This window comes from Microcoleus sp. B7-D4, assembly GCF_036705125.1.
Classification (GTDB): domain Bacteria; phylum Cyanobacteriota; class Cyanobacteriia; order Cyanobacteriales; family Microcoleaceae; genus Microcoleus.
On the sequence record NZ_JAUBTT010000009.1, the window covers coordinates 113,270 to 127,226 of the forward strand.

Here is a 13,957-nt window from a genome sequence, read left to right on the forward strand (position 1 = left end):
TTTGATGTAATACTGAGTGAAATAAATCGAAAACAAAAGATTTCTTGTAGTATTAGTGTTAGGAAACTGTTGGTATGGTGTTGCCTGATAGTTTTTTTAGCGATCGCACTGTGAGTCAGATTCTGGGTGAACTCATGGATATTAGACGAGACTGCCAAAGCTGGTTAGCTGTTGGAGAAGCTCACTATCACGATCGCAAAGGAAAAGCAGAAGCAATTAACAAAGCCCCTGAATGGCTGATTCCTGTGTATCATCCTCAACGAGGTACAATCAACTGCTATAAAGACTGTCTAAACATCAGCAAGTTGTATGAAGCTGGCTGGACATATATAGACGGTAAATTGATAGTTGCAGTTTATTCAACCGTTGACCTTTGTCGAGGCTATCCGGTAGATATTTCCTTACTTGAAAACTACTTGCCTCCCCTGCAAAAATACGGTGTTCCTATGATGATTTTTCCCTTCAAGCGAGAGATAATTCTCCAGCAAAAAATTATCTATGAAACGGAATCTGCCTACGGAACGAAAAGCCAGCTTGTTGATGTCGCTCAAGTTCAAGATATGATACCTAGGGCGTGGTACGATCGAGATTATAAAGTTTTGATCAAATACAGCGATCGGCTAGTGCCTTTATAAGGAAATTTCAAGAGTTAATCAGATACTAAAGGTGGCGGCGATTATTTCCGGGAGTGGATGGCTGCTCAATGCACTGATCGAAGGGTGCAACAAGGGTAATATTGATCGGGCATCCTGCCCAAGACTTGCTTTTCACTCCTATGTCTATTGATTTTCCGAACCTACTGCCTCAGAAATCGAACTAAATCCGCGTTCTTCCAACTTTTGCAACAAACCTTGGAGAATCCGACGCACCATCCAAGGCCCTTCGTAAACCCAACCGGTGTAAACTTGAATTAAACTCGCACCGGCGGCTATTTTTTCCCAAGCATCTTCGGCGGTGAAAATGCCACCAACTCCAATTATGGGCAATTCGCCTTTTGTATATTGCCAGATAAATCGGATTACTTCTGTCGATCGCTCCCGCACAGGAAGCCCGCTAATTCCCCCGGCTTCTTCGGCGATTGGTTTGCCTGTTTCTCGCAATATTTGTGTTTTCAATCCATCGCGGCGGATGGTGGTATTTGTGGCGATAATTCCTGCTAGTTGGTAGGTTTTTGCTAAGTCGAGGATTGATACGAGATCCTCGGACTCCAAATCCGGCGCAATCTTGACTAAAATTGGCTTGATTCCCTGATTTTCTTGTTGCAAAATTTCCAAAATTGTGCTAAGCCCAGCAGCATCTTGGAGCGATCGCAACCCCGGCGTATTTGGAGAGGAAACGTTGACTACAAAATAGTCGCCCCAATCTTTTAGCAGCTTAAAACTCTCAAAATAGTCGGCTGCTGCTTGCTCTAACGGTGTTACCTTAGATTTACCGAGATTGATGCCCAAGGGGAACCGAGACTGAGGCATGGGGCGCTGGGCATCGAATTTTGACTGTTTCTGTGCTGCCTGAAACCGGGCTGCCATTGCCGCGGCTCCTTGATTGTTAAATCCCATGCGGTTGAGGGCTGCACTGTCCTCCGTCAAGCGAAACAAGCGAGGTTGGGGGTTTCCCGGCTGTGGTTGACAAGTGACAGTGCCGAGTTCGGCAAAGCCAAAGCCAAAATTTGCCCAAATGTCAGCAGCTACGCCGTTTTTATCAAATCCCGCAGCTAAGCCGACAGGATTGTTAAAGCTCAGTCCCCACAAAGATTGTTCGAGGCGAGAATCTTGGACTCCCAAAGATTTCTGCAATCGAGAGAGCATTTGGCTGGTGGCGGGGTTTGACTGGGTTCTGGCTGCGAGTTCGAGAAGTTGGAGAGTGCGGTTGTGCACCCACTCGGCATCGGTTTTCAATACGGAAAACAACAGTGGGCGTACACTTGATTGATAAATATCCAATGATTTGTACTGGGGCAATTTACAAATTAGAAAGGAGAAGGCAAATAACAATATTCACGAGCAGACAGTGAAGGGGAAGTTTTTACTTCAACTTCGATCGACTTTATCCAATGTTTGAGATTGAAGGATAAGTTAGACGATTATATTATATGTTGACTCTTTTGCATTTTAATTTGTTGAATATTTAAGCTAGTAATTTTAAATTAGACAAGGTGCGGGGAAGCTTGGAAATGGGGCAGCAGCAAAGACCAAAGGATTTAGACGAACAAATCGCGACCCTAGAGCGCGTTCTCCTGACTCTCCGAGAAGAGGAGAATGTGGAAGTGCTACTTTCGACCACACTCGGTTACTTGCAAGCGGAATTTGACTGGCGGTTGATTTGGATCGGGTTGTACGATCGACAAGCCCACAGATTGTTCGGGAAAGGCGGCATAACTCCTAACGGCGACCTGTCTTTTCTCAAACAGCGGTTTGCTCTCAGTCCGGGGGATTTGCTCGAACAAGTGGTGATTCAGCTCCGCCCGGTGGGAGTTCCGGATTTGCGATCGGAAAACCGAGCCGGAGAATGGCGCAAAGCAGCTCAAACTTTCAATATTCAAGGCACGACTCTGTTTCCGCTGCGCTACAAAGACCGCTGCTACGGCGTGATTTTGCTCGGAACTGAGGTATGGGGAGCGTCGCCAAAGTCGGGGGAAAAAACGCAGTTGGCGATCGTATTTGGAGCGCTGGCAACTGCTCTTTACCAAATAGAAAAAGACTGGCAGCGACAACAAGTTAAACACCCAGACGAGTCTCTTTTTGCGCTGATTTCACAGTTGGGGGAATTGCGATCGCTCGACCAATACTTGCAAGCGGTGGTCGAACAAACTCATGAATTTATCGAGCCGACACGCACTAATGTTTACTGGTTCGAGCGAGAGCGACGCTATTTTTGGCGCCGAGTCAGCAACCGCGAAGTTACTCCGGGTTTGGGCGGGCCGGGCCGACCGGCTTCGGGCATCACCGTCCAAGACTTGGGCGAATTTTATCAGGCTTTGGGCCGGGAAGAAATGGTTTGGATCGGTGAATCTCAAAGTTCTCTGAAAACTGAGCTGACGGGGCGGTTGATGCAGCAAATCCGCGCTCGCTCTCTGTTGGCTGCGCCGATTGTTTCAGAAGGGGAATTGTTGGGATTTTTGGCAGTCGAAGCCAGCGAACCCCGGATTTGGCAAGACAATGAAAAGCATTACCTGCGGGGAGTGGCGCAGTTAGTGGCTCTGACGGCTCCTATGTCGGAGATGGAGGAGAAAATTCAACAAACTGAGATCGATCGAGATTTAACTGCCGGAATAGCTCACGCCATCTACAGCGATGCTGACTGGGAGGCGACTTTGAAAAATACCGCCGCACAGTTGTGCGATCGGCTCAAATGCGAATACTTTTTGCTGCTGCTGTACGGCGAAGAACAAAATCGCTTTGAAATTGTCTGCCAAAATCTGCCCCGCAATCGCAGGCCAGTGCCGTCGCCACTCAACGCCCTAGATGTGGCTGACGTGGGGCTGTTGCAAGAAAGTGCACCTCTAGCTATTGAAAATTGGGAGGAAGACGGGCGGTTGGGCGCTTGGCGGGATGTGTTGGGGGAAGCTGGGGTGCGATCGCTTTTGGCATCGAGCACTCGGGCGAAAAAGGCAGAGGGAGAAAACCCCAATCTAAAATCGAAAATCGCCAATCGCAAATCGATCGAGGGTTTGCTGGTTGTCGGGCACAGTGCAACTCGCACTTGGAGGCGATCTGAGCAAGAATTAGTTCGGCTAGTGGGCGAACAACTCGGATTGATCCTGCACTCGTGGCAGCAGAGTTCGGCAATCGACAAATATCAGCAATTTGAGCGATCGCTCAAATCGGGTTTGGCGGTTTTGCACCATTCTCCTGATGAGCAATCTGAGCAAGAGATATCTGCTGCTTCACCGACGATGTTCCCAGAGTTGCCGCTAGAAAAGCTCGATCGTAACTTTGCTCAACACGTTTCCCAGACAATTTCCTGTCCTTTAGTAGCCGTAATTACTTGGAATCCCGGTGATGAGGAAGGTTCCATCGTGGCGACGGTAGCTGCCAATCCCGTATTTGCCCTCAATCCCGAGGCGGTGATTCCTGTCCAAACAGATGCTTTGATCCAACAAACCCTGGCTGCTAACTGCGTGGTGCAACAGAGCACGAGCCAACTGCAACTGGCGACAAAGCGGTGGCTCCGCAGTCCGGGAATTGGCGAGATTATGACGGTGGCGCTGCGGACGGCCCCAGAACACGCTCCGGTGGGCGTTGTGGTGGCTGCAGACGCTCCGGGCCGCCAATGGTCGGAGTTGTCGGTGAGTTTACTCAGCTCGATGGCGTCTCAGTTGGCTTGGTGGCGCAGGTATTTGGCGGTGCAATCAGCCGCCGAGTCGCAGCGATTGGATCTGGAGTTGCTCAACTGGTACAAACAGCGCCGTTTTGAGGAGTTTTACCGCACGGTGGGAGCGGGGGTGAAGGAGTTGGGGGAGTTGAGTCAGTCGATTTTGCAGTCGGCGAAGGAACAAAAGGATGCTCTGAAAATGTTGCGATACCAACAGGTTTTGCGGCAAATGGGCAATGCTTTGGGGTCAACTCATTTGCTGCTGAAACAGGAACATTGGCGGCTGCACTTCGCACAAGATGCGGTGGCTGTGAGCGCTTGGCTGAGGCGATCGCTCGATCGAACGGCCCCCCTGGTCAAACAGTCGCAAGTCTTGCTGGATGTGCACAGAGAAACTGCTGTGTCGATGCCTGCTGGCCAGACTTTGAGCGTTCGCGGGGACTGTATCAAGCTGGATTTGATACTGTGCGAATTGCTGGCGACGGCTTGCAGGCGCTCTGCTGTTGGCGCCAAGATTGAGATTCGCTCTCAGTTGTTGGGGGAAGATTTGTTAGAATTGTCTGTGATCGATAGCGGCGCGTGCGATCGACACTTAATTGCTGCCTTCAACGGCGGTTCCGAACCCGATATATTAGCGGTTTCTAGTTCCCATAGGTCGATCGTGCAAAATCTCTTAATTTGTCAGCGAGCAGTAGACTTAATGGGGGGAAACTTTTCTATAGAAATGTTAGAAAACAATTTAATTGTCGCTAGTTTAGTGCTGCCCCTAGCCAATTCTTAATCTTGTAAAATTTTGTAAAAGTTCCAAGCTGCGATCGAGGATTGTAGGGGCGGGTTTCACCAACAATAATTGCCTAAAACCCATAATTTCATAAACCCGCCCCCACCCAAGGCTAAACCGCCATCTACCTCGCTGCGATCGAGGATTGTAGGGGCGGGTTTCACCAACAATAATTGCCTAAAACCCATAATTTCATAAACCCGCCCCCACCCAAGGCTAAACCGCCATCTACCTCGCTGCGATCGAGGATTGTAGGGGCGGGTTTCACCAACAATAATTGCCTAAAACCCATAATTTCATAAACCCGCCCCCACCCAACGGTAAACCGCCATCTACCTCTTTCAAAATACAAGGAGCGGGTTTAGCTACGATCTATATTGTTATTGATATCTTGCGCCATTCTTAGGAACGAACGGGCCAGAGAGCCCGTTCCACAATACATCAATTTTCTTGGGGGTGGGCTCCAGAACCGGCCCCTGAAAGACTTTCCGAACTCGGAAAAAACCTTTGAGTAATCCAAGCAGTTACAATATGAGAAAGCAATCCCATCGGCCCCGCAAAAAAACACAAAGCCAAAGAATGAACAGTCCAAACTCCTGTCCGCTGTCCTTCCCAATAAATCCAGCGCCCGACAAACAAGTCCATCACTAAAAAATGTATCCATCCCGTAGCCGCCGCCGTTTCCTCCCCCAGAAACTTAGCAATATCTGCTAACGTGGGATTGGACAAAGCAGCCGCATTTTCCGCAGTCAGACTGCTACCAAACAAATATATGTACAAAACGGCGAGCACTGCAAACGGAATGAAGGAATTCATCACTTTTCGGGTAATTCCCCAGTTTGGTAATAAAATCATAATTGCCCAGAAAGGCACAACGAACAGATTACCGGCATTAAAAATTAGTTCTGGTGTCATAGTTGGCTCTTGGCTCCTGCGAAGGCAATGCAATTAAGGATGTTAAGATTACTTTACACAATTTTTGCTGAAATTTCTCAAAACCCGAAAAAAATCTCATTCACAAATGGAATAGAATTGCTATACTTATAGCCTTTCTCAGTAACATGAGGAGCTCATCGGGCATCGGGCATCGGGCATCGGGCATCGGGCATCGGCATAGGACTCACCCCATACCTCACCACGTTTGAGAACCGCTATATCTAAAATTTCCAATATCCCATCTAAAATCGATTAAGGCAGCACAGCCCATGACAACCTATAATAACTTTTCCGAGTGGTGCAAGCAGAAAGAAAAAATCTCTCCCGGTGCCAAACATACCGTAGACATACTGTTGCAAATATCAGAGACTTCCGAGTGCGATCGAGCCAACGAACTCCTTTCTAATACAAAAGAACTTAACCTCAAAAATCTTCAAATTACCGATATCAGCCCCCTCTCATCTTTCACTCAACTTACTAATCTCATCCTCGGCAGTAATCAAATATCTGACATCGCTCCCCTGCAATCTTTAACTAACCTGAAAGCTCTGGTTATAGATGTCAATCAAATATCAGATATCCGTCCGCTTTCATCTCTAATAAATCTGAGTATACTCGTTCTCGATACCAATCAAATCTCCGACCTCACTCCCCTAGCAGTTTTAACTAATCTTACCGCACTTGTCTTGTTTGACAACAAAATTTCAGACATCACTCCGGTGCAAAATTTAACTAACTTAAATGCGCTGATCCTCTACAAAAATGAAATTTCCGATCTCGCTCCTCTGGCTAATTTAACTGAAATCCAGACACTCTACCTTTACAATAATAAAATATCGGATATCACCCCGCTGGCTTCCTTAAAAAATCTCAATACGCTGTTTCTGTTCGGAAATGAAATATCTGACATTACTCCGCTGGGTTCTCTAACTAACTTAAATAAATTGCTTTTATTCCAAAATAAAATATCAGATATTAGTCCTTTGACATCGCTCACTAATTTAAGTGAACTCAACCTCGGTAACAATCAAATATCAGACATCAGTCCCCTGAAATCGTTAACTAATTTGACTCAACTTTATCTGTTCAACAATCCGATTTCGGATAGCAGCGCGCTACAAGGTTTAAATAACTTATTTTTACTAGACTTGTACAACAATCAAATCTCTGATATCAGTTCCCTGCAATCTTTGCAAAAGTTAACTACCCTGGACTTGCGCGGGAATCCCATTGTTAATAAAATTTGCCCTGTCAATCCTGAATCTATATGCCGGTTTTAATTAATTATTAAGGTCGAGGCAAGATGGCAGTTTATAGAGTATAATATTTAAGGTAAATATCAGGAGAAAGTGATGAGCGGACACGATGCTTTGATGTTAGGATTGCTGCTGTTGCCAGGTTTGGCTTTGTCGATCGCAATTATGGGCGCTTTTGCCGCTGGTGGATAATCAGTTTTGGCAGCAGGCAGATTTTGTAAAAAGTAGTTTTTTCCTCGTTTTCCTCCTTCCCTGGCTCTGGCTGGGAACGCATTTCACTATTGCTCTGCCTCCTGTTTTTTTGCCAGCGAGGCAGAGCCTCTGGATCTCGGTTCCCCGCCTCTGGCTGGGAACCAGTTAATCCGTTACATCCGTTACATCCGTTACATAATCCGTTGCCGAACTTCCTTCTTCCTTCTATCCTTTACATCCGTTACATCCGTTACATCCGTTACAAAATCCGTTGCCGAACTTCCTTCGCTTACAAAAATTGTGCTGTCACATCGGAATTTACCAAAGTATTCGCGCACAAAATACCCGATGCTGCGACAGCGGGTACGCCAATTCCCGGCATGGTGCTGTCTCCCACGCGATACAAGCCTTTGACTGGTGTTTGCGGGCCGGGAAATGTGCCTTTTCCGGCGGCGATTGCAGGCCCGTAAGTTCCTTGATATCGGCGTAAAAATCGGGCGTGGGTTAGCGGTGTGCCGATCGACTCTAAGACTATTCGCGATCGCAAATTCGGTATAATTTTTTCTAAAGCTTGAAACAGAGATTGCGATCGCTCTTGCTTTTTCTGCTGATACAATTCGCCATATTCCCAACCTTCGTAAGGTTCCAATGTATAAGCGTGAACGGCGTGATGTCCGGGCGGCGCGAGAGTTGCATCCCACACTGTAGGAATCGAAATCATGCAAGTATTTCCGGGTACTGTAATGTCAATCTTGCTGTCGTGAACGACGACGTGGTGGCCGGTCAAACCTTCGAGTCCTTCGGCTTTAATGCCTAAATGTAGGTGCATGAAACTGTCTACTGCTGGCATCGACAAAGCGTTTTTTCGATAGCTTTCCGGCAAATCTTCAGGCCGCAGTAATTTTGTATAAGTATCCCAGATTGTGGCATTTGAAATGACAATTGGGGCGCGGATAACTTCGCCATTTTTCAAGCGAACGCCAGTGGTTTTGCCGGATTCAACTAATATTTGCTCGACGGGAGCTCCCAGGCGCAATTTTCCTCCCCAGCGCTGCAAACCTCTGACTAAAGCATCGACGATCGCACCGCTGCCACCTACAGGATATTCGATCGCACAGCGCGATCGTTCCCCAATCATAAAAGCTATTTCCGGCGCGACAGTTCCGTGCGCTTTCAAACCCGACAGCAAAAAGCACTCCAAATCGATCAAGCGCCGCACCCAAGGGTCACGCACATCGCGATCCATCAAGGAACCTGCTGAACCCGCGATCGCACCTACTAGCGGCAACAGCTTCAGCAAAGCAGGCGAGTACCGAGACAGCAAAACAGGTATCAACTGCCAGTCGGATCTCAGCGCTAAAGCCGGAATTCCACGCAAAGCTTCATACAAAACTAATAAGTTTTGTTGAAATTGCTGCAATTCTACGGCACCTTGCGGTGCGAACTTAGCTACAGCATCTAAGTAACTTCTGGCATCAGCATAAATCGGTAAACTTCCCTCTGGAAAATGGTAATGCCCCAGCGGATCGTAGGAAATTGCTGCGATCGATTCCTCCAAAACATCAAAAACTTGTCGCAAAGGATTGAACGACAGGGGGTCAGTCAAACCGCAATAAAAAGAAGGCCCCGAATCAAAGTGAAATCCCCGGCGCGAAAAGCTGTGAGCTGCCCCGCCCGCTATTGTGTGGCTCTCGCAGACGAGCACCCGCTTCCCGTAGCGGGCTAGCATCGAGCCTGCGACTAAGCCCCCAATACCGCTGCCAATTACGATCGCATCAAAGTCTTGCATTTATCAAATGTGGTATAATTGTATTATTTCTTGCTGAGTGTTGACAGGGTATTTTTATGGGAGGAAAACTATGAAAGCTTTATCTATTTTAGATGAAGTTGTTCGCGAATTAGAACAAGACGTGAATCTCTCGCGCATTAAAAAAATAATATTTTTTGCTTGTAAAGAGTTATGGGAAAACGACCCGGCCCAACTCGCCAGCGCCGATGTAAGGATTTTAATCGAAGAACTGTGCGCCAAATACAGCAGGTTAGAAGATATTGAAGCAGTTTTAAACAGTATAGTCTCTAAGGTTAATAAAAAAACCGAGTATGCTTTAGTAGCAGACCTCATAGTCTGTCAACTTAGCAGGCTGTATGAATTTGAAGACTTCACCAAATTAGAAATAAACATATCTAGTTTTGGCGGTCAGGAAGCTCCCGCATTTGACGATCACTTTAGTTCGGAAATACCCAGCAGCGAAGAAAGGACAAGAAACCCCGGTTCTTTATTTGATGTCAGACAAAAAATTTTGCAGCAAACAAATCCGCTGAGGGCGAAAATCCTAATTTTTTCGAGTCTTTATCACGAGTTTACTTTTAGCGATCGCGACTGGCTACTGCTGAAAACTCAAGAACTTGACACTCTGCTGCGACAACTGTTTAATGTCTGTGGCAGCCTAGCCGAACTGGAATCTCATTTATACAGAACTGCTAGCAATCTCGACAACAGAGATGAAAACGATCAAGCTGCGAGCGTAATCATCAAAGCGATGAATCCTTGTTACGCAAAAATGCAACAGGAAGAATCCTATGAAGCCGAATCTTCGGCTAGTGAAGATTACGATCAGACACATTTAAACAACAGTGTTTATGAAGAGAGCGAGATGGTGGACAGGCCCACCGATTATTTTGATCCAGGCGAGATTACTCACATCCTTCAAGCTGCTCCACCTCACTATCATTATGACCCCCAGAAGAGTTACTTAGTGCCGGACACGGCAGAAAATCTACAGTTTAAAGAACCCGAAACCAGCAATAATTATGCTACCGAGTTCAGACCGGAAATCGTAGAAACCTTCCCCGTTGCAGAAATGCCGACTATTATCGAAATTTTAGAACCGGCGGCTCCTGTTATTATAAATATTAGCGATTCCATCAAACGAAAGTTGGGATTGGAAGAAGAAATGACAGAATTAGTCAGTCAAAGTGCTAACTCCGCAACGGCGCAAATAGAAAATATATTCACCCAGTTAGAAGCTGCTTTGAACGGAAAAATTTCTACGGGAAGTGTAGAGGAGCGTTTGTACTGGAAATATAAAAATCTCCGAGAGTATGTAGGAAAAGTTCAGAAGTTTACCGATAAATTGCTGGAAATTTTGAGCGAATTGGAGTCAAAAGAAAGCGGAAAATATCCTTCTGAAAGCACAGAAAACTTGGTTGACAATATTTCAGACATCCCGCAGGAAAACTCGAGCCATAAAGCAAATCAGTATCAGCTTCTGGAAATGGCAAAACAAGGCAAACCAAAGGCGATCGCCCAATTGATTAATCAATTGCTACAGCCTAAAGGAATTGCTGCTACAGTAGGATTTAAAGACGGTTGGCTCCATGTGATTCTGGAGTCGGCTGAAGTACCAAACCAACAGGCTACAGCTACCTACATTCACAAAAAACTGTGTACTTTAAAATCCAAATATCTTACTCATGTGAAAATTCACGGGCGACAGTTAGGCAACAAAACAGTCTTTTGGACTCAAGAATTTGTCAATCAAACTCATTAAACGCTCGACTCAAGTCTGGGGTGACACAAACGGGAGCATCTCATATTTGTAAAAATACTTCTTCTGGCTCCTTCCTTCTTCTGGCTCCTTCCTTCTTCCTCTTTCCTTCTGCCTCCTGCCTCCTGCCTCCTGCCTCCTGCCTCCTGCCTCAAAACTCCAATTTCTAGCGGAGGGCTGCAAAGGTGAGATGCTCCCGACACAAACTAAGTCGGCCTGCGTCAACTGAAATTCAAGAAATTTCATCAAATTTCTCAGACTCAAGTCTGGCGCTACACAAACTAAGTCCGCCTGCGCGAACAGAAATTTAAGCAGCCTAGAAATAGCAGATTGTACCTAATTAACAACAAAAAAAATATGAATGCCAGCGAAATTTTAAGGCGATATACATCAGGAGAACTAGATTTTCAAGGTATGAATCTCAGAGGGGTATACCTGAGCGGTGCCGATTTAATTGGCGTCAATTTAAGTAATGCTGACCTCTGGGGTGCAAACTTAGCGATGTCGTACCTGAGCAGAATTAACCTTCAGCGCGCAAATTTAACTAATGCAAAGCTGTGCGGTGCTAACTTAAATCAAGCGAACTTGAGCGGAGCAAATTTGTCTGATGCAGACTTCCACGGAGCGACTTTGCAAGGTGCAGACTTTCGCAAAGCCAACATCTCTTTGGCAGTTTTTATTGATGCAAATTTGAGCGATGCAGATATGCGAGGTGTGAATTTGCAAGGTGCCGATTTGCGCGGGGCGTGCTTGCGGGGTGCAAATTTGCGGAAGGAGGTGCGGATTTTTGAGGGTGCAAATTTGCGGGGTACAAATTTGCAAGGTGCCGATTTGCGGGGCGTCAATTTGCAAGGTGCCGATTTGACTAAAGCTAATCTCAGTCACGCGAATTTGACAGAAGCATCTCTGGGGGAAGCAAATCTGACTCAGGCGAATTTGAGCGAAGCTATTTTAGATGGCATATTTTTGACTGAAGCAACTTTGGTAGAAACAAATTTTTCTTGGGCTGTAATGACAAATGCTAAGTTGGAAAGAGCTGTGTTAATTGATGCTGAATTTGCTGGCGCTAACTTGCGGGGTGCATTTCTTCCTGATGTTAAGTTGAGCAATGCTAATTTAGTTATGGCTGACTTGAGTCGCGCTAATTTGGTGAGGGCTGATTTGAGTCGAGCTAATTTGAATCAGGCAAATTTGAGTGAAGCTGATCTGACTGATGCTTACCTGGCTAGAACAGATTTTCGGGAGGCAATTTTGCACCGCACAAATTTGATTAGGGCAGATTTGAGCACTGCTAATTTAACGGGTGCTCAGTGGCGCGGTACAATTATGCCGAATGGAGAAATCCACGGATAATTACTTGTACTAGCAATTTAACGCTGTCGGCAAAATAGTTAATTTAATAGTTAAGGAAATTTCATATATTTAAACAAAATAGGACTAGGCTGTGTTAAATCCCGGAAAAATTTTACAAGAACGTTATCAATTGCAACAGCGTTTAGGACGCACAGCGGCCGGTCATCAAACTTGGCTAGCAGTAGATTTAGAGTCTCAAGAACAGGTGACGCTGAAAATGTTAGCTTTTAGCCCGGAAATGCAGTGGGAAGAACTCAAGCTTTTTGAAAGAGAAGCACAAGTTTTGCAGGCGCTAAATCATCCCCGCATTCCTTGCTATCGAGATTATTTTTCCCTGGAGCGGGAAGCCGGAGCAGGATTCCCTTGGTTTGGGTTAGTGCAAGATTATATTCCGGGGTTTTCGCTTCAGGACTTTTTAGAAAATGGTCAGCATTTTTCAGAAAAACAAGTACGAAAAATTGCCACTGAAGTGCTAGAAATTTTAATTTATTTGCATGAATTGAGTCCCCCGGTTTTGCACCGAGATATTAAGCCGAGTAATTTAATTTTGGGGGAAAATCAGCAGGTTTATCTAGTAGATTTTGGTGCGGTACAAGCTCAAGCGGCGGTGACAGGTGTAACGTTTACAGTGGTAGGAACGAGTGGCTATGCACCCTTAGAACAGTTTTGGGGGCGGGCGGTGGCGGCTTCGGATTTGTATGCTTTGGGAGCTACTTTAATTCATTTGTTAACGGGGGTGACTCCTGCGGATTTGCCACAGAAAGATTCTCGGATTCAGTTTAGCGATCGCGTGAGTGTGAGTCCTAGTTTGGTAAGCTGGATTGAGAAGATGACGGAAATCGCGTTAGAAAAGCGTTTCAGCGAGGCTAGAGAGGCTTTAGCAGCTTTGAAATCGGGAAACATACAAGGGGCTAATCTTCAAATTGAGACTGTGAGGAAAATTGCTAAACCGCGTCACAGTCGCATTCAAGTTAGCAAATCAGCGACCGAGTTAAAGATTAAAATTCCGTCTCGTTTAGTCAGAAAGCCTTTTTCAGGTGCTTTTATAGGAATATTAACTATACTGCTATCTTGGCCGATAGTCTTAGCATATTTGCAAGTAAATGTGACTATGGGATTAGGATTTTTTCCGCTTATAGCAAGTATCTTAGTTAAGATTTTGGGCAATGGTACTAAAATTACCTTTAACCGGAACTACTTTAAACTGGAACATCAGATATTTGGTTGGAGTTATTTAGGACAAAGGGGGGAAGTTTCTGAGATTTTGGGTGCTTTTCTATACAATACTTATCAGGGAAATGAAATCAGGATTCGTTCAGGTAACGAGAGGGGAACTTACTTTTATACTTTAGCAACAAATTTGAAAGAGGTTGAGGCGGCTTGGTTAGCGCAAGAAATTCAAGATTGGTTAAATTTAAGATAAATTTTTGTAGGGCGAAGCCTTGGTGATTTTTTTTTGTATAATAGACATTTCCCAACTCAAAATGGGTGACGCGCTCACTTAGGATCGCGAATTAAATAACTTACAATTTTAATTGTTATTGTGGGATGGGCGTCCCGCCCGTCCAAAAAGGACGGGC

General features: G+C 45.7%; 10 protein-coding genes. 6 read left to right on the top strand and 4 right to left on the bottom strand.

Annotated features, from left to right (window positions below; genetic code table 11):
* The first annotated feature begins 74 nt into the window (after positions 1-74).
* A complete protein-coding gene (locus QUB12_RS05730) occupies positions 75-635 on the top strand; it encodes a hypothetical protein (protein ID WP_333138179.1) in 561 nt (186 codons plus the stop codon).
* 144 nt (positions 636-779) lie between these two features.
* On the opposite strand, the gene QUB12_RS05735 is transcribed toward QUB12_RS05730, so the two are convergent.
* Entirely contained in the window at positions 780-1,940 is a 1,161-nt protein-coding gene (locus QUB12_RS05735; RefSeq protein WP_333138176.1) for a quinone-dependent dihydroorotate dehydrogenase, read from the bottom strand.
* A gap of 230 nt (positions 1,941-2,170) precedes the next feature.
* Here QUB12_RS05735 and QUB12_RS05740 point away from each other — a divergent pair, with 230 nt between their 5' ends.
* Positions 2,171-5,092: a GAF domain-containing protein gene (locus QUB12_RS05740; RefSeq protein ID WP_333305895.1), complete on the top strand. Its 2,922-nt coding sequence runs from the start codon at positions 2,171-2,173 to the stop codon at positions 5,090-5,092.
* A gap of 441 nt (positions 5,093-5,533) precedes the next feature.
* On the opposite strand, the gene QUB12_RS05745 is transcribed toward QUB12_RS05740, so the two are convergent.
* Positions 5,534-6,007, bottom strand: a complete 474-nt coding sequence (locus tag QUB12_RS05745) for an ABA4-like family protein (RefSeq protein WP_333305897.1) — start codon at positions 6,005-6,007, stop codon at positions 5,534-5,536.
* 290 nt (positions 6,008-6,297) lie between these two features.
* On the opposite strand from QUB12_RS05745, the gene QUB12_RS05750 reads away from it, so the two are divergent.
* Positions 6,298-7,308, top strand: coding sequence for a leucine-rich repeat domain-containing protein (locus QUB12_RS05750; protein WP_333305899.1), 1,011 nt, complete (start codon positions 6,298-6,300; stop codon positions 7,306-7,308).
* A gap of 457 nt (positions 7,309-7,765) precedes the next feature.
* Here the strand turns inward: QUB12_RS05750 and QUB12_RS05755 are convergent, their stop codons facing one another.
* Entirely contained in the window at positions 7,766-9,265 is a 1,500-nt protein-coding gene (locus QUB12_RS05755) for an NAD(P)/FAD-dependent oxidoreductase (RefSeq protein ID WP_333305901.1), read from the bottom strand.
* A 70-nt stretch (positions 9,266-9,335) separates the two neighbouring features.
* On the opposite strand from QUB12_RS05755, the gene QUB12_RS05760 reads away from it, so the two are divergent.
* Positions 9,336-11,027 carry a hypothetical protein gene (locus QUB12_RS05760; protein ID WP_333305903.1) on the top strand — a complete coding sequence of 564 codons (1,692 nt, stop codon included), beginning with the start codon at positions 9,336-9,338 and terminating at the stop codon, positions 11,025-11,027.
* Positions 11,028-11,036: 9 nt separating this feature from the next.
* On the opposite strand, the gene QUB12_RS05765 is transcribed toward QUB12_RS05760, so the two are convergent.
* Complete coding sequence (locus QUB12_RS05765; RefSeq protein WP_333305905.1) at positions 11,037-11,270, bottom strand: hypothetical protein; 234 nt, start codon at positions 11,268-11,270, stop codon at positions 11,037-11,039.
* Between the two features lie 111 nt (positions 11,271-11,381).
* On the opposite strand from QUB12_RS05765, the gene QUB12_RS05770 reads away from it, so the two are divergent.
* Both QUB12_RS05770 and QUB12_RS05775 read left to right on the top strand, forming a co-directional pair.
* Positions 11,382-12,377, top strand: coding sequence for a pentapeptide repeat-containing protein (locus QUB12_RS05770; RefSeq protein ID WP_333138160.1), 996 nt, complete (start codon positions 11,382-11,384; stop codon positions 12,375-12,377).
* Between the two features lie 91 nt (positions 12,378-12,468).
* Entirely contained in the window at positions 12,469-13,800 is a 1,332-nt protein-coding gene (locus QUB12_RS05775) for a serine/threonine-protein kinase (protein ID WP_333138158.1), read from the top strand.
* Positions 13,801-13,957 lie beyond the last annotated feature (157 nt).

What these genes read in the sequence shown, in the direction of transcription:
- QUB12_RS05765 (WP_333305905.1), bottom strand. Translation starts at nt 11,270, where the DNA reads ATGAAATTTCTTGAATTTCAGTTGACGCAGGCCGACTTAGTTTGTGTC.
- QUB12_RS05745 (WP_333305897.1), bottom strand. Translation starts at nt 6,007, where the DNA reads ATGACACCAGAACTAATTTTTAATGCCGGTAATCTGTTCGTTGTGCCT.
- QUB12_RS05730 (WP_333138179.1), top strand. Translation starts at nt 75, where the DNA reads ATGGTGTTGCCTGATAGTTTTTTTAGCGATCGCACTGTGAGTCAGATT.
- QUB12_RS05750 (WP_333305899.1), top strand. Translation starts at nt 6,298, where the DNA reads ATGACAACCTATAATAACTTTTCCGAGTGGTGCAAGCAGAAAGAAAAA.
- QUB12_RS05770 (WP_333138160.1), top strand. Translation starts at nt 11,382, where the DNA reads ATGAATGCCAGCGAAATTTTAAGGCGATATACATCAGGAGAACTAGAT.
- QUB12_RS05760 (WP_333305903.1), top strand. Translation starts at nt 9,336, where the DNA reads ATGAAAGCTTTATCTATTTTAGATGAAGTTGTTCGCGAATTAGAACAA.
- QUB12_RS05740 (WP_333305895.1), top strand. Translation starts at nt 2,171, where the DNA reads ATGGGGCAGCAGCAAAGACCAAAGGATTTAGACGAACAAATCGCGACC.
- QUB12_RS05755 (WP_333305901.1), bottom strand. Translation starts at nt 9,265, where the DNA reads ATGCAAGACTTTGATGCGATCGTAATTGGCAGCGGTATTGGGGGCTTA.